Origin of the sequence: Kordia sp. (genome assembly GCF_022447245.1) — a bacterium.
Taxonomy (GTDB): domain Bacteria; phylum Bacteroidota; class Bacteroidia; order Flavobacteriales; family Flavobacteriaceae; genus Kordia.
On the sequence record NZ_JAKVBC010000019.1, the window covers coordinates 73563 to 92390 of the forward strand.

The 18828-nt window shown below is 34.5% G+C and carries 18 protein-coding genes; 11 read left to right on the forward strand and 7 right to left on the reverse strand.

The genetic code is table 11. From position 1 onward, the window contains the following. Window positions 1-38: 38 nt before the first annotated feature. Window positions 39-617 (reverse strand): TetR/AcrR family transcriptional regulator, encoded by a 579-nt coding sequence (locus MK119_RS13950; protein ID WP_290679904.1) that lies wholly within the window; start codon window positions 615-617, stop codon window positions 39-41. 111 nt (window positions 618-728) lie between these two features. Between MK119_RS13950 and MK119_RS13955 the strand changes: the two genes are divergently transcribed. Next, window positions 729-2468, forward strand: a complete 1740-nt coding sequence (locus MK119_RS13955) for an aromatic amino acid hydroxylase (protein WP_290679905.1) — start codon at window positions 729-731, stop codon at window positions 2466-2468. A 53-nt stretch (window positions 2469-2521) separates the two neighbouring features. Here the strand turns inward: MK119_RS13955 and MK119_RS13960 are convergent, their stop codons facing one another. From MK119_RS13960 to alaS, 3 genes are all read right to left on the reverse strand, one after another. Continuing rightward, complete coding sequence (locus MK119_RS13960; RefSeq protein WP_290679907.1) at window positions 2522-3472, reverse strand: GSCFA domain-containing protein; 951 nt, start codon at window positions 3470-3472, stop codon at window positions 2522-2524. A 3-nt stretch (window positions 3473-3475) separates the two neighbouring features. After that, window positions 3476-3874, reverse strand: coding sequence for a hypothetical protein (locus tag MK119_RS13965; protein ID WP_290679909.1), 399 nt, complete (start codon window positions 3872-3874; stop codon window positions 3476-3478). A 99-nt stretch (window positions 3875-3973) separates the two neighbouring features. Beyond that, window positions 3974-6586, reverse strand: coding sequence for an alanine--tRNA ligase (gene alaS / locus MK119_RS13970; RefSeq protein WP_290679911.1), 2613 nt, complete (start codon window positions 6584-6586; stop codon window positions 3974-3976). A gap of 174 nt (window positions 6587-6760) precedes the next feature. Between alaS and MK119_RS13975 the strand changes: the two genes are divergently transcribed. Genes MK119_RS13975 through MK119_RS13995 form a run of 5 tightly spaced genes read left to right on the forward strand, consistent with a single transcriptional unit; the run spans window position 6761 to window position 9984 of the window. Then, window positions 6761-7735: a M23 family metallopeptidase gene (locus MK119_RS13975; RefSeq protein WP_290679913.1), complete on the forward strand. Its 975-nt coding sequence runs from the start codon at window positions 6761-6763 to the stop codon at window positions 7733-7735. Next, window positions 7735-8064, forward strand: a complete 330-nt coding sequence (locus MK119_RS13980) for a MerR family transcriptional regulator (protein WP_290679915.1) — start codon at window positions 7735-7737, stop codon at window positions 8062-8064. Before MK119_RS13975 ends, MK119_RS13980 begins: the two co-directional genes overlap by 1 nt. Window positions 8065-8110: 46 nt before the next feature. Beyond that, window positions 8111-8704 (forward strand): LemA family protein, encoded by a 594-nt coding sequence (locus MK119_RS13985; protein ID WP_290679917.1) that lies wholly within the window; start codon window positions 8111-8113, stop codon window positions 8702-8704. 24 nt (window positions 8705-8728) lie between these two features. Then, complete coding sequence (locus MK119_RS13990) at window positions 8729-9169, forward strand: TPM domain-containing protein (RefSeq protein ID WP_290679919.1); 441 nt, start codon at window positions 8729-8731, stop codon at window positions 9167-9169. Next, complete coding sequence (locus MK119_RS13995; RefSeq protein WP_290679921.1) at window positions 9169-9984, forward strand: YgcG family protein; 816 nt, start codon at window positions 9169-9171, stop codon at window positions 9982-9984. Before MK119_RS13990 ends, MK119_RS13995 begins: the two co-directional genes overlap by 1 nt. Before the next feature lie 37 nt (window positions 9985-10021). Here MK119_RS13995 and MK119_RS14000 read toward each other — a convergent pair whose 3' ends face one another. From MK119_RS14000 to MK119_RS14010, 3 genes are read right to left on the reverse strand one after another with little or no spacing between them, the layout of a single operon-like run. After that, complete coding sequence (locus tag MK119_RS14000; protein ID WP_366512820.1) at window positions 10022-10918, reverse strand: recombinase family protein; 897 nt, start codon at window positions 10916-10918, stop codon at window positions 10022-10024. A gap of 15 nt (window positions 10919-10933) precedes the next feature. Further along, window positions 10934-11599 carry a recombinase family protein gene (locus MK119_RS14005; protein WP_290679923.1) on the reverse strand — a complete coding sequence of 222 codons (666 nt, stop codon included), beginning with the start codon at window positions 11597-11599 and terminating at the stop codon, window positions 10934-10936. Continuing rightward, complete coding sequence (locus MK119_RS14010; protein ID WP_290679925.1) at window positions 11592-11756, reverse strand: hypothetical protein; 165 nt, start codon at window positions 11754-11756, stop codon at window positions 11592-11594. Before MK119_RS14010 ends, MK119_RS14005 begins: the two co-directional genes overlap by 8 nt. A gap of 551 nt (window positions 11757-12307) precedes the next feature. Between MK119_RS14010 and MK119_RS14015 the strand changes: the two genes are divergently transcribed. From MK119_RS14015 to MK119_RS14035, 5 genes are all read left to right on the forward strand, one after another. Further along, complete coding sequence (locus tag MK119_RS14015; RefSeq protein WP_290679927.1) at window positions 12308-12478, forward strand: hypothetical protein; 171 nt, start codon at window positions 12308-12310, stop codon at window positions 12476-12478. A gap of 723 nt (window positions 12479-13201) precedes the next feature. Continuing rightward, the gene (locus MK119_RS14020; protein WP_290679929.1) at window positions 13202-13540 is read left to right on the forward strand and encodes a LytTR family DNA-binding domain-containing protein; all 339 of its coding nucleotides are present in this window, start codon (window positions 13202-13204) and stop codon (window positions 13538-13540) included. Between the two features lie 55 nt (window positions 13541-13595). Beyond that, complete coding sequence (locus MK119_RS14025) at window positions 13596-13751, forward strand: hypothetical protein (RefSeq protein WP_290679931.1); 156 nt, start codon at window positions 13596-13598, stop codon at window positions 13749-13751. Between the two features lie 27 nt (window positions 13752-13778). Beyond that, entirely contained in the window at window positions 13779-17066 is a 3288-nt protein-coding gene (locus MK119_RS14030; protein WP_290679933.1) for a hypothetical protein, read from the forward strand. A gap of 2 nt (window positions 17067-17068) precedes the next feature. Further along, window positions 17069-18828 (forward strand): DUF6443 domain-containing protein (locus MK119_RS14035; protein ID WP_290679934.1); only part of this gene is annotated, 1760 nt, incomplete at its 3' end.

Below are 18828 nucleotides of genomic sequence, written 5' to 3' on the forward strand. Positions count from 1 at the left end.
TTTAATGTAAAAACTTACAAAAGTTACGCCATATAGTTTTAAACAACAACTCCTGTGAGTAAAACTTGACTCAATTTGCCTAATAAATTTTCCTTGATAATTTCTTCTTTCTTAGGAATCCAAAGGTATAATGAACGTAATGTAGAGAGGATAGAGAACAATATGATTTCTGGATTTACTGTTTTTAGTTCGCCTTTTTCAATTCCTTGTTTTAGTATTTGACGAAAACTATCTTCATAGTTTCTTCGCAAGCTTAAATAATAATCTTTTTGCTTTTCTAAATGCATCCAATCATTATTCATCGTTGCCATTCGAGAAGGATTATTCATTGTAATTTTTACATGCAACTTAATGATTTGTTCTAGTTTTTCAATACTTGTTGTTTCTTCTGTTGCTACTATTTCTGCCATTCCTTCGGTAAATTGTTCACCAATTTGAATGATAATATCTGATAGTATTTGTTGCTTAGATTGAATGTGATTGTATAAACTCGCTGCTTTTATTCCCATAGCCTGTGCTATGTCACGCATGGTAACTGCACTGTATCCTTTTTTTTTGAAAAGCATTTCTGCCGTCCGTACAATTTCCTCTTTACGAGTTTCAGATTTTTGCACCATAATTTTGCCCTTATAAGTTTGTGAAGATACATATTTTATAAAATACGTTGAATTTCTTCTTTTTATTGCATCCCTATTTTATGTTTTTATAGTTTTGTGAAAATTTGCCAAATGAATCAGAATATTGAAACCAATCCGTTACTGGATAGACTTCCTCCACATTTACAACAGTATATTAAGCCACAGAATTATGAGGATTATACTCCTATCAATCAAGCTGTTTGGCGTTATGTGATGCGTAAAAGTGTTTCGTATTTGAGTACTATAGCGCACGATTCTTATTTGGAAGGTTTGAAAAAGACAGGAATTTCTATTGACGTCATTCCTGGCATGTACGGAATGAATCGTATTTTGAAAGAAATTGGTTGGGCTGCTGTTGCTGTAGATGGTTTTATTCCTCCAAATGCTTTTATGGAATTTCAAGCTTATAAAGTATTGGTGATTGCAAGTGATATTCGTCAGTTGGAACATATTACGTACACACCAGCTCCAGATATTATACATGAAGCAGCTGGACATGCGCCTATTATTGCAAATCCTGATTATGCAGAATATTTACGTCGTTTTGGAGAAATTGGAGCCAAAGCCATTTTATCTGCGCATGATAATGATATGTATGAAGCTGTTCGTAAACTTTCTATTGTAAAAGAAGCACCTGGAAGTACTGAGGCAGAGATTGAAGCAGCGGAAAATCGTGTGAACGAATTACAAGCTAAGAAAGTAGAACTGTCAGAAATGGCCATGATTCGTAATTTACATTGGTGGACTGTTGAATATGGTATGATTGGTAATGTTGACAGCCCAAAGATTTATGGTGCCGGTTTACTTTCTTCTATCGGAGAGAGCAAATGGTGTATGAGTGATGAAGTAAAAAAGATTCCATATTCTGTAGATGCTGCGTATCAAGAGTTTGATATTACCAAACCACAACCACAATTGTATGTAACTCCAGATTTTTCTTATTTGATGCAAGTATTGGAAGAATTTGCTGCTACTATGGCATTGCGAAAAGGCGGATTTAGAGGTTTGCGAAAATTAATCGAATCTAAAAAGATTGGTACTATTGAATTGAGTACTGGTTTACAAGTTTCAGGCGTATTTACAGAAATGATTATGAATGAAGATAATGAAGTTGTCTTTTTTAGAACAGAAGGTCCAACTGCGTTATCGAATCGTGAAAAAGAACTAATCGGTCATGGTGTTACGATGCATCCACATGGTTTTAGCTCTCCTTTGGGTAAATTGAAAGGTATCAATTTGGCGATTGAAGATATGAGTCCAAGAGATTTAAAAGCCTATAGTTTTTATGATGGTGAACGCATTTCTTTTGAATATGAAAGTGGCATTAAAGTAGATGGTTTAAACGTCACTGGAATTCGCAATATTTATGGAAAGTTGATTTTGATTCAGTTTACTGATTGTACTGTAACTTATAAAGATCTCGTATTGTTTAAACCTGAATATGGTACGTTTGATTTGGCTTTAGGTAAAAAGATTGTTTCCGCTTATGCTGGTGCCGCCGATTATAACTCATTTGATACGATGCATTTTAAATCAGAAACTTTGACAGTGAAAGTTCCGAAATCGAAAGAAGATCAAGATTTAGAAAATTTATATGCTAAAGTTCGTGATTTTAGAGCTGGAAAAGATACTTCTGTTTCTTTAGAAGCAATTCTGGAAACACTTACTAAAAATCATCCGAAAGATTGGTTGCTATTAGTTGAATTGTATGAATTAACTATTGATCAACCAGCTATACAAAAGCAAATTTTACAGCACTTACAAACTCTTCAAATGGAACGTCCAGAAATCGAACAATTGATTCGTGATGGAGTTGATTTGGTGAACTAGACATCTATTTTAGCTACAAAAGCTGTTCAGAGAACCGTTTTTCAACAGTTAGTTTAAAATTGAATATTCGGAAAATCTTGTTGAAGTTTTTGAATTTTGATTTGTAGGTTTTCCTTAAATTTTTGATGTTGCTCAGAGTCTAGATTGAAAGGTTTGTGCGCCAATCCTTTTTGAATGTTTGCTACAGCTTCCATTGCTTGTTCACTTTCGTGAGAGATCCAAGCGTACTGAAACTTTTCCCAAATATAATTCACCGCCAATGTATTTGGATGCAACATATCGTCGGCATAAAAGCGATAATCACGCAATTCGTCCATCATTAATTCATACGAAGGAAAATAATGCACTAAATGTCGCGCTGATATATGTTGGTGAATTCCTGCTAATAAGTGTGCTTTGCTACGTTGGTTTTCCACAAAACCATCTTTTTTATGACGAACGGGAGAAACTGTAAAGAGTATGGTTATTTTTGGATTGATACTTTTGAGTAACATAATACAATTTTCAACACTCGCAGCAATTTCATCTACCGACAAAATTTCTTTTAAAAACTGTTTTTGCGGCACTTTATGACAATTAGCAACAATCGTATCCGTTTTTATGTATCGATACGCCCATGCAGTTCCTAAGGTAATGATAACATGGGAAGCTTCTTGCAACTGTTTATGTGTTTGTTGAATACTTGAATTTAATTTTTCCAGTATTTTTTCTTTATTTGCGTCACTTATTTCAGAATGCGCTTCAAAACAATGCCAACGTTCATTTAGATAAAAAATATCTTCTTCGGTATACGTTTCTTCATTGATCGCTTTTAGAATTACATTTTCGATAGCTTTTGGGTGAAATAGAATTCCGAATGGATTTTGAAACGTTTTGAATTTGTAATACGCCAACTTAGCACCAATGTGCTCTGAAAAACAAGAACCCAATAAACATACATTTGAGTTGTAGTTTATTGGGTTGTATGGTTCTTTTACAAACGGAATGTTAGTTTGTAATAGCATATATTATTGCTTTTCCTTTTTTTCCGCAGCTCTTTTGGCTATATGATACATTAAATTGAGTCTGTTTTTCATTCCTTGTGTAAATCCAACTAACTCTTTACTTTCATAGGTAACTCCTTTTAATTTTTCCAGTTTTAAAATAGCGTCACTAGTTGCACGATCTAACTTTCCTTTTTCTACAATATCATAAGGCTTCAAAAATTTAAGATATACCAATTTGTCTTGAAAATCAGTGACCACTTTAGGCGTTGGCTTTTCTAATTTATACCATTTTCCTTTTTTATTTGGCATTACACACCAAACATACACATCGTCTTTGGTATCGTTTTCTTTTGTTTCTTCTTGCGCAAGCATTGGAATTGCAAAAAACAATGCCAATACAAGGATATAGACTTTTTTCATCTGACTGTCATATAAGGATTATTGTGTCCTAAAATAAATGCTATGTAAGATTTTTCAAAGAAAATTCTTCTTTTTTTCTAAAATACATTTACCACTTTCTTATTTAAGATATTCACGTACACGTTCTATAGCTTTTGGAATTCCTCCTGGATTCTTCCCTCCAGCAGTTGCAAAAAACGGTTGTCCGCCGCCGCCGCCATGGATTAATTTCCCTAATTCACGTACTACTTTTCCAGCATCATACCCACGCTCAGCTACCAATTCTTTCGAAATATAACACGTTAGCATTACTTTAGTATCAGTTGCTGTGGCAAAGAATAAAAATAAGTTATTCATTTCTCCGCCAAGTTCAAATGCTAGGTTTTTAATTCCGTTTTGATCTAAGTCTACTTGCTTAGCTAAAAACTGAACTCCACTAACATCTTGTAATTCATTTTTAAGATCGCCTTTTAAGTTTTTCGCTTTGTCTTTTAAAAGGTTTTCAATTTGCTTTTTCAACTTAGCGTTTTCATCTTTTAAATCCGTAACTGCTTTTACTGCATCTTTAGGATTATTTAAAACATCTTTGATTTCGTAGTATGCTCTGTTATTTTCAAAATAGAATTCTTTGGTCGCATCAAACGTAATCGCTTCTATTCTTCGAATTCCTGCTGCAACAGCACCTTCCGATTTGATTTTGAAATGCCAAATATCTGCTGTGTTTTGTACATGCGTTCCTCCACACAATTCAATTGATTGACCAAAACGAATAGAGCGAACTGTATCTCCATATTTTTCACCAAATAATGCCATTGCTCCATCTGCCATTGCTTCTGCAACTGGTCTGTTACGGATTTCTTCTAACGGAAGTTTTCCTTCTATTCGAGCATTGACAAAATTTTCTACATCACGTAATTCTTCTACGGTTAATTTTGCAAAGTGAGAAAAGTCAAAACGTAAGTATTTAGAATGCACTGCTGAACCTTTTTGTTCTACATGTGTCCCTAAAATTTCACGCAATGCTTGATGTAGCAAGTGCGTTGCTGTATGATTTGCAGCCGTACGTTCACGTTGCTTTTTATCTACAACTGCACGAAATGTTTCATTGATGTTCTTTGGCAAGTTTTTAGTGATATGAATAATCAAATTATTCTCCTTTTTTGTATCTAAAATATAGACAACATCACCATTAGGCACTTCCAAATATCCTTTGTCTCCAACTTGTCCTCCGCCTTCTGGGTAAAATGGAGTTAGGTTGAATACCAATTGATATTGCACACCTTCTTTTTGAGTTTCAATTTTACGATAACGCGTCAATTTCACATCTACTTCAAGTGTATCATAGCCTACAAACTCTTCTTCTTCATCTTCTATAAGCACTACCCAATCATCAGCTTCAATTTTAGTTCCTATTCGTCCACCTTCTTGCTGTTTTCTTAATGCTTCATTAAACTCGTCTACATTGTATGAATATCCACGTTCACCTAAAATCAACTCTGTTAAATCTTGTGGAAAACCATAGGTATCTTTTAATTCAAAAACTTTCTTTCCAGAAATTACATTTCCTTCAACATTTTTTATCACACGATCCAACAATAACAATCCTTGATCTAACGTACGTAAGAACGATTGTTCTTCTTCTTTAATTACATTCTGAATCAATTGCTTTTGCTCTTTGATTTCTGGAAATGCTTCCCCCATTTTCTTATCTAACACATCTACAAGACGATAGATAAAAGGTTCTTTTTTGTTTAAGAATGTAAATCCGTAACGAACTGCTCTACGCAAAATTCTACGAATTACATATCCTCTGGTATTATTACTTGGCAATTGTCCGTCAGCAATAGAAAAAGAAACGGCACGCACATGATCTGCAATCACGCGAATAGCAACGTCTATTTTTTCATTTTTTCCGTACTCTACATTTGTGATGGCTTCAATTTCTCGAATAATTGGCGTAAAAACATCCGTATCATAGTTCGATTTTACATCTTGTAACACCATACACAAACGTTCAAATCCCATTCCTGTATCAACATGTTGCGAAGGTAATTTTTCTAAAGATTTATCAGCTTTACGATTGTATTGCATAAATACCAAGTTCCAAATTTCCACAACTTGTGGATGGTCCATATTGACCAATTCAGCTCCTGATACTTTTGCTTTTTCTTCTTCAGAACGAATATCTACATGAATTTCAGAGCAAGGTCCACATGGTCCTTGACTTCCCATTTCCCAGAAATTATCTATCTTATTACCCATCAAAATGCGATCTTCTGGAATAATTTCTTTCCATAAATCGTATGCTTCTTGATCGAGTTTCAATCCATCTTCATCACTTCCTTCAAATACAGTTACATATAAAATATCTTTGTCAATTTCGTACACTTCTGTCAATAATTCCCATGCCCAGGCAATGGCATCTTTTTTAAAGTAATCGCCAAAACTCCAATTCCCTAACATTTCAAACATTGTATGATGATAGGTATCGTATCCTACTTCTTCCAAATCATTGTGCTTTCCGCTTACACGTAAACATTTTTGAGTATCGGCGATACGATTGCTTGTTGGCGTTCCATTTCCTAAGAAATATTCTTTAAAAGGTGCCATTCCAGAGTTGACAAACATCAAAGTTGGGTCATTCTTCGTAACCATTGGTGCAGAAGGTACAATTTGATGTGTTTTAGATTTAAAAAACTCTAAAAACTTCGCTCTAATATCCTGAGATTTCATGTGTTATACTTTTATATAATAGTGGTAAGAGAATTTATTTTTTCTATTAAATTTATCTTAACCTGCTTTAAAATTTCTAAAAACTGTAAAACAATAGCTATATTTGTTCGTTTCACAGTTGATTCGCGAATTTATTTTCACGAAAATCTGTACAAAAATAGAATAATTTAAGGAATGAGTAAGGTAAAATATTATTACGATTCAGAAACATTATCATATCGGAAGATTGAAACCAAACGCGGACGCAAAATTGGCTATGCTTTAGTATACATTGCATCGGTTGTTTTGGGTTCAGTTTTACTCATGATTTTGTTTCTCAATACTGCCTTTGAAACGCCTAAAGAGAAGATTTTAAAACGTGAATTAACACAGATGAAACTTCAGTATAACTTACTGAATAAGAAGATTAAACAAGCACAAGAAGTTTTAAAAAATTTAGAAGAACGCGATAACAATATTTATCGTTTGTATTTTGAAGCAAACCCAATTCCAGAGGAACAACGAAAAGCTGGTTTTGGTGGTGTAAATCGTTATGAAGATTTGTATCGTTATGAAAATGCTGATTTGCTAATTTCTACTACAAAAGACTTGGAAAAATTGCAAAAACGCATGATTGTACATTCTAAATCCTTAGATGAAATTGCAATACTTGCTGAAGATAAAGAAAAGTTTTTGTCTTCTATTCCTGCCATTCAGCCTGTAACTAATGAGGATTTAACACGTATGGCTTCTGGATATGGATGGCGAAACGATCCGTTTACGAAAGCTCGTAAAATGCATTGGGGAATGGATTTCACCGCTCCAAGAGGAACGCCAGTATACGCTTCTGGTGATGGTGTTGTTGTTCGTGCAGACAATTCTTCTTCAGGTTTTGGAAAGCATATACGAATTGATCACGGATACGGATATGTTTCCTTGTATGCACACTTAAGCAGGTACAATGTTCGCAAAGGAAGAAAGGTAAAACGTGGTGATTTAATTGGTTTTGTGGGAAGTACAGGACGATCGCAAGCACCGCATTTGCACTATGAAATTCGCAAGAACGGAGAAAAAATAAATCCAATTAATTTTTACTATGGAAATTTATCTGCTGCAGAGTTTGAACAATTACTTAAAAACGCTGAAAAGCAGAATCAATCGCTTGACTAATGCATATTGATTTACCAGACAAATTATATTACAGCATCGGCGAAGTTGCAAAAGCTTTTGGCGTGAATGCTTCTTTGATACGTTTTTGGGAAAAAGAATTTGATGAAATTCAACCGAAAAAAAACGCTAAAGGAAATCGTAAATTTACTCCAGAAGACATCAAACATATCGAACTTATTTATCACTTGGTAAAAGAACGCGGCTTTACTCTTGAAGGCGCCAAAGTTCACTTAAAAGAGGAAAAGAAAAAAACACTTTCCAATTTTGAGATAATTCGTAAATTACAACACATAAGAGCGGAACTAGTAAAAATTAAAGATAACTTGTAACGCTCAAGCCAAATACAATACTAACAACAGATAAACCCGAATAATTATGAGTAAAAAATCGATCATCATAATCGTTGTCCTAGCGATTATAGCCATTTTCACGTATACGAAATATAATGGAATGGTAGGATTAAGTGAAGATGCCAAGACAGCTTGGTCTAATGTTGAAAGTGAATACCAACGAAGAAGTGATCTTATTAAAAATTTAGTAAATACTGTAAAAGGTGCTGCTGATTTTGAAAAATCTACACTAGAAGCAGTTATTAATGCCAGAGCAAAAGCGACGTCTACACAAATAAACGTAGATGATTTAACACCAGAAAACATGACAAAGTTTCAACAAGCACAAGATGGATTATCAGGTGCTTTATCAAGACTTTTAGTAACGGTTGAACGTTATCCTGATTTAAAAGCCAATCAGAATTTCTTGAAACTTCAAGACGAATTGGCTAGCACAGAGAACTCAGTACGAACGTCTAGAAACCGTTTTAACAAAGCGGTAAATGACTTCAACAAAAGCGTTAAAACATTCCCAAATAATCTTTTTGCAGGTATGTTTGGATTTAAAGATATGGCTCGTTTCAAAGCGGCAGCTGGTTCTGAGAATGCACCAGATGTTGAATTCGATTTTAGTAATTAATAATTCACAACACGTACACAACATATGTCTAAAGTAGAAGATTTCCTTTCCGCAGCGGAAGAACAAGAAATCGTTGCTGCCATTAGAACAGCAGAACGAAATACTTCTGGTGAAATTCGCATTCACATTGAAGATCGTGTTAATATTGATCCTTTTGAACGCGCGCTAGAAGTATTTCACATGCTTAAAATGGACAATACTAAACTCCGCAATGGTGTGCTTATTTATGTTGCTGTGCGCGATAAAAAATTTGTGATTTGCGGTGACGAAGGCATTAATAATGTAGTTCCAGATAATTTTTGGGATACTACGCGTGATACCATGAGTAATCAGTTCCGACAAGGAAATTTTACACAAGGATTGATTGATGGTGTATTACAAGCCGGACTAGAATTACAAAAGCATTTCCCTTGGGATATGGATAACGACGAAAACGAACTCTCAAACGAAATTTCAAGAGGCTAATGCTAAAAACACTACAAACAACATATTTACGTACATTTCTCTGCCTTTTAGGATTGCTATTCTTGAACGTTTCGAATGCTCAGTTTGACATTCCACCGAAACCCACAAAAGCAAATCCTGATGCTATTTACGATTATGCAGGTCTACTTTCTAATACAGAAAAAGCTTCCTTAGAGAATAAAATTATTAAGTATTCTGATACAACTTCTACCCAAATTGTCATTGCTATTATTGAAAGTTTGAAAGGAGAAAGTATTGGTATGCTTACGCCAAAATGGGGACATGAATGGGGCGTTGGACAAAAAGGAAAAGATAATGGTGTGATGATCGTACTTTCAAAGAACGATCGTAAGATATGGATTTCTCCAGGATATGGTGCCGAAAACCAATTAACAGCAGGAATTGTAGGGCAGATTACCAGAAATCGTATTATTCCATTTTTTAAGAAAGGTGATTATTATGGTGGATTGAACGCCGGTGTTGATAGCATTATTGAAGTACTAGCTGGCGAGTTTACAGGTGAACGAAAACGTTCCTCAAAAGGCGCTCCTGTAGGTGTAGTATTCTTTTTGATTATCTTTTTTATAGTGCTAGTATCCATTTTAGCGAACAATAAACGTAACGGCGGCGGCAATAATCGCGGCGGCAGAAGACGAAGTACTGGAAGTGATTTGCTCGATATTATTATTTTGAGTAATCTTGGAAAAGGTTCTTTTGGCAGCGGCGGAAGTAGCGGTGGCGGCTTTGGCGGTGGATTCGGAGGTGGCTTTGGCGGCGGCGGATTTAGCGGTGGTGGCGCTGGTGGAAGTTGGTAGCTTCGACAAGTTCAGCTCCTTACAGAATTTTTAATTTTTAGACTTGCTTTACTCTTAGGGAATGGGAAAAGTCAACATTTTTGTTTTTTTGACTTCCTTTTTTTGAATCAAAAACTACTGATAATGAATTTATTAACTCTAGTACGCTGTTAACTTTTGTAGTTCGACACCTATCATTTTCTTTACTATATAAGATTCCATTAGGAAACAATAGGTTTTGTAACTTTTGCTTTTGCGAATGATTCCCTAACTCCCATATATTATGCAGGTTACATGCTAATTCTAACGATTTATCGATGTAAGAATCAAGGTTCGACTTTTCAAAACTCGTTTTGTTTATTTCTACAGTAATTTCCTCTATTCGTTCTTGATACTTCTTTAAATACTTTTCATATATAGTAAGGTCTATTTTGCCTATTGCGTATCTTTCCTCTACCTGATCTAAATTCGCTTTGATAGTCTTCAAATTATATTTTAAACTAGCTGTGTTATCCTCATTTGATTTAGAGAAGTATTCAAAAGTATTTTTTAGTTGCAATTTTAACGGTGCTATTAACTTTTTGTCTATTTTGTAGCTACTTAATAATTCTATAAACTGACTGTTTAATGCATTTGCGTTTTTATTACAACGACACCCTTTGGTTCTACATTTGTAATAATGAACGTTTTTCTTTTTTACAACATAGCCTGTCAATGCTTTTTCGCATTTTTCACATCTTAAGAATCCACCTCGTAGTGGCAAATTATCGTTTACTTTAGTTTGCTTGTAACCATGCGGATTTATAGCTTGTAAATCATTGGCTTTTAAGAATAATTCTTTAGAAACGATAGCAGGATGTTTTCCTTGTACAATTTCACCATCCAATAAATTATATGCTACGAGTCCACAGTAGATAGGATTTCTAAAAATCTTTGTAATCGTTTGCCTAAGTATTTTAAAACCTTGTTTTTATAAACGTTCTACGATTTGTATATTGGATAGTCCTTCATTTACTTTACATAAAAATATATTGCGAATGATTCTTGCATTTTCATCCATTGCAATCACAGGAACATTATTTTCATTTCTGGTATTCTTATAACCAAGAGGTGCTCTACCTATCCAATATCCGTTTAAAAGGCGTTGACGCATTACCATGACTACTTTATCACGCCTTTGGTCATTATCATATTTACTAAATAATAGATTTAGGTTTTGGAAAAACATTCCTGTTGATATTTCCACATCTACAGGTTGTGTTACCGAAAGTACATTGATCCCAATTTTTTTTAATTCTTCAACTATGGTAATTGCACTTGCTCCAGCACGAGAAAAACGATCAATACTATAGACGATGATAAATGAAATTTTATTTAGTTTAACATAACTTATCATTTTAGAAAATTCTTTTCGATCATCCGTTTTAGCACTTTCATAAGTTCCTCCAAAATAGGCTGCAATATTTAATTTCAAACGTGATGCATAGGAAGTACAATGTATTTTTTGACTTTCTAAACTTGTATTGTCTTCTTGTTTTGCTCCTGAAACTCTCGTGTAAATAACAGCATTACTAGTACGAATTATTTTCTGTTTATTCTGCTTGGCGAAGTTTTGAAATTGACTTAAGTTACTCATGCTCGGTAATAATTTGATGTGTAATAAGTGATAATTCTTTTAATGTGTGAATGATACGCTCTGCTTCTTCTATAGATATATCAGCAAAACCATCAAAGCTTTTTAATTGCTCAGTAGTTATGGTTTGTAATGTTTGTATATCTTTTTTGTTTTTCATTGAAAGGAACTATCGTATAATTACCTACTATAACTACTGCATAGTAAGTCTTGATTTCTTTTCCTGAAATTGTAAGATTGCTCAAAACCATACTTTAATGTTACAAAGATTTGTAACCAACTCAAAGGGTTTTATCGAACATTAATAGTTAAAATCTTATAATTATAGATAAGGAATAGTGTTTGTATGATATGTTTACTTAATTATTTCTTGATACGTTTTTAGTTTTAATGTGATTATTTCTGTTTCTGACCTTGTGGGTATTCAATTTTACATTGAATTCGATGTTGTTTTTTTTCTAACTTAAACTACTGTCCTAATTTCGGGGGAATGATCACCTTTTATGGAACTTACAGAGATAGATACTACATCATTCCCTCTTTTGTATATATCTTATGACTTTAAAACAACTGGTAATTTTGTAAAATAAATAACTTAAAAAACTGCAATCAATGAAAAGTTTTTATCAAATAAATATCACTTCTTAACAGCTAAAGGCTACAATAGATTAATGGGCACACTATAAAAAAATCTAATATTAGCTTAAAAAAATGAGAACTAACAATTTAGAAGGTTTACAATTGGGATCAGATGTATTTTCTACATGGCAACTCATAATGATTATTATTGGGGTAGGATGCTTTTGTATTTTACTATTTATATCGATAGTAATTTATAAGTATGTGCATCGTTTTGATTTAGATGATACACTACACAGATAAGAATGATACGCCTTTATTCAGACCATTTTTTCAAATTTAGGTACTTTTCTGATAAGCGCTTTTCCTTTGTTTAGTGCTTTCAAATTCAAAAGGTGTATTTAATATGTAGAATTTTAGTCAGTTCTACTCTTTAGTGCAAGGTGATCTGCTAAACTTTAAAAGTATCACTTTGTTATTTAGTTAGAACAAAAACAGCAAACAAAATCTCCTTAATTCGTATAGGCATGAGTTTACAAAAGTTAGAGCGTTTTCGTTGGTTTATTATTGGCTTTTTTGCTGCTATACTTTCTATGGTACTTATTCTTGTATTGACATTAGTTTTTTATCTGTAATTAATCTTATAAACTACTTACTATATCAAATTTTCATATAGATAAAATTATACTGCAACTACAGAATTGAGATTTAAAATAGAGTCAAAAAACTCTCTTTGTTTTAGATGTTTGCAGAAGAAAAAAATAATGGAATAAAAAAAGGCAGTTGGTTAATAATCAAGAAATAATGTCGTTAAATGGTAGTGAAATACCGATAAGAGATGACATATTTACGCTTATATATTATTTTCTACTGACATAGAAAAAAGAATTTACTTTGTAAATGATAACCACCAACCAAGCTGTACCCCAAAGAATTAATAACTCTTAAAAACTCGTATTGCATGATTGGAACAAAAACAAAAAGAATGTAAAAAAAGCACTTAAAAACAATGAAAACTATCTTCTTATGGGGACAGTAAATCAAGGTGATTATATTCAAAAATCACAGATTCTTTATGTAGAAGCCAGTGAATGTTACTCATGGATACATGTAAAAGGAGACTCAAAATTCCTTAGCTCTAAACCTATTGGACATTATCAGGAGTTGTTTTCAAAAAAGAACTTTTCAAGGATTCACCGCTCATATCTTATCAACTCTTCCCATTTAAAACGTTATGAACCACGCTATCGTTTGGTGTATTTAAAAGAAGAAATTGTTTTACCAGTGAGTTATCGTAAGAATCGAGAGATTTCCAAAATGATTAAAAATCAAGAATCAAATACGCCTTTTAAAATGGCAGTGTAAAAACATACATCTTCAAAAAATAAAAACTAGTAAATAATTCAAAATCAAACACTCTATGAAAAATTGTATCGCATTTCTATGCCTTTTTTTATGTAGTATGCTAGGAATATCGCAGAATCAGGCATCGCCTTATGATCTTCCTACAGTAATTCCTTCTTCACCAGAGGTAAGTTCCATACTACGCTACAGCGAAGTTCCTGTTTCGTATTAAAATGGTGTACCCAATATTGGTGTACCTGTGTATACTTTAGCAGGACGTGAACTCGCTGCCCCTATTAATTTATCGTATCACGCAGGTGGTCACAGAGTCAACGAAGAAGCCAGTCGTGTTGGACTTGGATGGTCGCTCTCTGCGGGTGGACAAATAAGCCGTGTGGTCAAAGGTTTACCTGATGATTATGTCAACGGCTTTATTCATACTTCTACTACTGCGGCAGATATTGCTGCGGCTTGTAATGGAAGTGGTGGCAGTAGTGGCGCTGATCTCTGCAAGCAAATCAGAGAAAGCTCTAATCTATACGATCCTCAACCTGATGATTTTAATTATAGCATGTTAGGGGTGTCAGGACGTTTTATGTTCAATCAGAAGCGAGATGTGAATCCAAAAGGAGAAATCGTTCAGTTTCCTGAGCAAAATGTAAAGATCGAACCAATATTTAATAACAATACCATCATTGGTTGGGAGATTACCGACACCAACGGAACATTGTATGAGTTCTCTGCGGGAAATAAATTTATACGTAGCCAATCGTATCAAAAAAAGGATGGTCAGTTCTCTATTCCTACCGATGGAGGAACTAGTCTTTCTTATATAGAAACTTGGAATCTAACCAAAGTAACCAGTATCAATGGTGATGAGCTTAGCTTTGAATACACACATGAGCTATTATCTAATGATACCGCTACACGTTGGGAGTTTAGTCATGGAGGACAGAGTCTTATTTTAAATCCTCTTGATGTATGGACAACAAACTCACAAGGAAATCATCAATATACGATTGCTAATCCTTATACCACAGAATCATTTAGTACCTCGTATCGTTATATAGAAGAATTATCAAAAATAACTAGTAGTAATGGTTATGTAAAATTCGTGCAAGCACCAGAGCAGCGTTTAGATATGCGCTCTAACGCAAAACGATTACAATTTATTGAGGTCTACAATAACCAAGATGTAAAATTGCAAGAGATTGAATTCTTTCATGATTATTTTGAAAGTACCCCAAGAGCAGGGATGCTCTTAGACCATGCCAATAGCGCACCAAGTAATGCGCAAAGCATTGTAACCAGACGTTTATACTTAGATAAGGTACAGTTTAGAGGTGGTTACAACAGTAGTGTACAAGAGGATCATTATGAGTATAGTTTTGATTATAATACCTCACAAATGCTTCCCGACAAGCAGTCCTTCGCACAAGATCATTGGGGATATTACAACGGAGCTACAGGTAATACCAGTTTAATTGCCATTCCAAATGGCATACAAATCTCTAATGGTGCAAACAGAGAGGTTAACCCTGAATACAGCACTGCGTGTATGCTAGAAAAAATCACCTATCCAGAAGGCGGTGTCACACGTCTATTTTATGAAAACAATAAAGGAGATATTAAGACGCGAAGCCTTCCGCCATATATAGAAAAAATGACTACGGTTAAAGCATTAAACTCACACCAACATACCATTACTCAAAATGGAAATGCTACGGTCTATCGTTTTTATTCCAATGATTTTACCATTGCCTCTGATGCCAAATCAGCACCGAATGATGCTAATAAAACACAAGCTCACTACATGGGAGCTTCTAATCGATGTGAAAGTGATAATGTAGCAGCAATCTTTGACGGTGACGATTTGGTATGTAACAATATGTTTTTTAAGCTTATCAAAGTAGGAAGTATAGATCCTCCTATTACAGGAGCAATCTGGGAATCAGGCTATGTCTTACTTGATAAAGGAGCAACCTATAAATTAGAAATAGAAATTACAAGTACGAATAATGATTATAGTCTTATAGATCATTACAGTGAGATAGAACTTAGTTGGTTTGAAAAGAATCCAAATACAAGTGTTCAAACAGTAGACTACTTTGGAGGCATACGTGTACAAGCCATTAAGACCTACAATGCGTCAAGACTAGCATCACACAAAAGCTATGAATATGCAGGAGGTTCTGTAGTTAGTACACCTATATACTTATCAAAGGACCTCGCATTACATGAGGCATCAGGAACATTTAGTGCTAATTTTTATTTCCCAACCTATCGTATTACATCTAATAGTTCTGTACCACTGCTTACCACACAATCAGGATATGTAGGATATACAGAAGTAACAGAGACGATCCATGAGATCGCACCTTCTAATAAAGGAATGAGCTCGAATGATGGAGATACCAAATCTATTGTTAGAACCTATTCTAAGGCAAATGATTACTCTAATGTGCGTTTAGGTGGTGTACATGTATACGATTGGAAAGATGGGAATTTATTAACTGAAAACGTTCAAAATAAGCAAATCTCAAGTACAGAGTATCAAATATTTGAAACTACTAACGACATAGAAGGCGTAAATTTAAACCCTCCTATTCAATCGATAAGTAATGCAACAGTAAGCAGGGTCTTTGGCTCACCTATTCCAACCTTTGGACAATTAACAGCGGCAATCGACAGAGATGTATTAATGAACGAATTGGGAATTGATCCTAGCACTGAAGTCAATGATGTAAATAGTGCTTATGGAATAACACTTGCACCAATGCACGCATATACATTATTCTCAAGAAAAACATTGCCAAATAAAAATACGGTAATTACTAGAGAAGGTGATCTTCAGCTCACGCAAATAACTGACACTTATTATGAGAGCGTTCCTACACATTACAATCCTACCAAAACAGTGACTACTGATAGTAAGGGAGACATGAATGAAACGATTATACGCTATCCATATGAAGAAAATCATACGGTGTTACTAGGTGAAAATAGAATTAATATTCCACTAGTTACAGAAAGTAAAGAGCAAGGTATCACACTTTCTACTATTAAAAGTGAATACGGTGTTTTTGAAGGAAAAAATCAAGTGGCACGTATTTTAGGAGCTAAAGAAAATACAGCACTAGAGGAGCGTGTTACCTATCACGGCTATACTCCTTATGGACAACCTAGAGAAGTTTCTAAAACTGGCGGAACATCTATTACCTATCTCTGGGGATATAACTATAACTATCCAGTAGCTAAGATTGAAAATGCTACCTACACTCAGGTATCTGCTCTTGTAGATGAAACTACGATTCAAAATCTTACAGGAGTAGCGTTAGAAAATGCCTTAGCTCCACTAAGAGCAAACTTACCAAATGCCATGGTGAGTACCTATGAGTTTGAGCCAATGGTAGGGATGATTAAAAGCAGTGATCCTAGAGGAAGACAGACTTTCTATAAATACGACATTATGGGACGTTTGGAGTTTGTCCTTGACCATGATGGAAATGTACTGAGTCAAAATACGTATCACTACAAAAACAACTAACAATGAAAACAATACAGAAATATATTTTATCACTTCTATGTGTTAGTGTTTTTTTCACTAATACAAAAGTGCAAGCTCAGACAATTCAGGTGGATTGTTCTGTGATTCAATACTACGATTGGGATGGAGATGGCTATGGAGATAGTAACTATCCTTATAACCCTCAAAATCCAAGTCAATATCAATATGAAGTTCCTGCCTATGCTGTTATACAAAAAGGCAATAGGGTCTGTAATGCTAGTGACTGTGATGATAGTGATCCCCTTATCAATCCTGATACCTATTGGGCAGCTATTGTAGATGGAGATAATGACGATCATTATACCATTACCTCAGTAGTACAAGGCTGTGACAATATTCCTTCGAATATGGTAATGATTGATCTAAACAATACAGCGAATTTACAAATGGATTGTGATGATACTGATCCAAGCTTAACAGCATTTAAAGCCTATTATAGAGATGTTGAAGGTGATGGTTTTGGAGATATTGAAGATGTGATTTATTCTTGCTCTGGAAGCATTCCAAGTGGGTATGTAGAAAACGGAGGAGATAGCTGCCCTGATACTTTTGGGGAATTTAATGGTTGTCCTGATCTTACCAATCAGACAAGTATCAATCAGGACAAAAACTATGTTCACTCTGTAGCTTATCAAAGAGCGACACAACTCCAAGATATCAGTAATGTTACAGCTAAAGATAAAATAGAACAGGTTACCTACTTTGATGGACTTGGACGCTCACAAATGCAAATAGCCATTGGACAGTCTCCAAGAGATGGAAGAGATATTAAAACCATCGCTGCTTATGATGGATATGGACGTAGTGCCAATACTTTCTTGCCCTATGTTACTAATGAGCGTGGCGGAAGTTTTACAGATACACATATCAGTGATGTCTCAGGTAATAGCCTAGCAGTAGGAGAAACTAGAAAACAACAACAGTTTTATCACAATAAATACAGTGAAGATATTACCAGTCAGACCAATACAAATGGGCTGATAACGATCCTTGATGGTTTGTCTAACCTGCCACAAAACCTTAGAACGCTTTTAGATGAGATGAGTATAAAAGGATCATTAGCTCCATCGTATAGCGCACAGATTTTTGATAATGTGGATAGAGCAGTTGAACAAGCAGCAGCAGGAGAAGATTGGTCGCTTGCTAAAGAACATACCATTAAAATGGTGTATCAATTAAATGATTCACTTGGGGATGCTGTAAAACGTTATGATGTGACTCATCCTAGCGGAGTCTCTCAGAATATATCATTATCATATACAAATTCATATTACCCTACAGGAGAACTGACCAAAACGATCACTAAAGATGAGAATTGGAAAAAGAATCAAGAGTATCCAACAGATCATACCACAGAAGAATATACCAACAAATCTGGACAGGTGCTTTTAAAGCGTACTTATGATGGAGCACAAACTTTGGATACTTATTATGTGTATGATAAATTTGGGAATCTAACCTATGTATTACCTCCTATGGCATCTGCACAACCAGATATCAATGCTAACAATACAATTGAAAAATATTGTTATCAGTACAAGTACGATCATAGAAACAGGCTGATTGAAAAACGAATTCCAGGGAAAGGATGGGAATATATTGTCTATGATAAACTAGATCGTCCAATCCTTACTCAAGATGTAAATCTAAGAGGAAGCAATACATGGCTATTTACCAAATACGACGCCTTGGGAAGAGTCGTTTACACAGGAAAGTATACAGATAATACCAATACCACTAG

What these genes read in the sequence shown, in the direction of transcription:
- MK119_RS13980 (WP_290679915.1), top strand. Translation starts at nt 7,735, where the DNA reads ATGCATATTGATTTACCAGACAAATTATATTACAGCATCGGCGAAGTT.
- MK119_RS14005 (WP_290679923.1), bottom strand. Translation starts at nt 11,599, where the DNA reads ATGAGTAACTTAAGTCAATTTCAAAACTTCGCCAAGCAGAATAAACAG.
- MK119_RS13995 (WP_290679921.1), top strand. Translation starts at nt 9,169, where the DNA reads ATGCTAAAAACACTACAAACAACATATTTACGTACATTTCTCTGCCTT.
- MK119_RS14015 (WP_290679927.1), top strand. Translation starts at nt 12,308, where the DNA reads ATGAGAACTAACAATTTAGAAGGTTTACAATTGGGATCAGATGTATTT.
- MK119_RS13950 (WP_290679904.1), bottom strand. Translation starts at nt 617, where the DNA reads ATGGTGCAAAAATCTGAAACTCGTAAAGAGGAAATTGTACGGACGGCA.
- MK119_RS13960 (WP_290679907.1), bottom strand. Translation starts at nt 3,472, where the DNA reads ATGCTATTACAAACTAACATTCCGTTTGTAAAAGAACCATACAACCCA.
- MK119_RS13965 (WP_290679909.1), bottom strand. Translation starts at nt 3,874, where the DNA reads ATGAAAAAAGTCTATATCCTTGTATTGGCATTGTTTTTTGCAATTCCA.
- MK119_RS13955 (WP_290679905.1), top strand. Translation starts at nt 729, where the DNA reads ATGAATCAGAATATTGAAACCAATCCGTTACTGGATAGACTTCCTCCA.
- MK119_RS14020 (WP_290679929.1), top strand. Translation starts at nt 13,202, where the DNA reads ATGGGGACAGTAAATCAAGGTGATTATATTCAAAAATCACAGATTCTT.
- MK119_RS14025 (WP_290679931.1), top strand. Translation starts at nt 13,596, where the DNA reads ATGAAAAATTGTATCGCATTTCTATGCCTTTTTTTATGTAGTATGCTA.
- MK119_RS13985 (WP_290679917.1), top strand. Translation starts at nt 8,111, where the DNA reads ATGAGTAAAAAATCGATCATCATAATCGTTGTCCTAGCGATTATAGCC.
- MK119_RS13975 (WP_290679913.1), top strand. Translation starts at nt 6,761, where the DNA reads ATGAGTAAGGTAAAATATTATTACGATTCAGAAACATTATCATATCGG.
- MK119_RS14010 (WP_290679925.1), bottom strand. Translation starts at nt 11,756, where the DNA reads ATGAAAAACAAAAAAGATATACAAACATTACAAACCATAACTACTGAG.
- alaS (WP_290679911.1), bottom strand. Translation starts at nt 6,586, where the DNA reads ATGAAATCTCAGGATATTAGAGCGAAGTTTTTAGAGTTTTTTAAATCT.
- MK119_RS13990 (WP_290679919.1), top strand. Translation starts at nt 8,729, where the DNA reads ATGTCTAAAGTAGAAGATTTCCTTTCCGCAGCGGAAGAACAAGAAATC.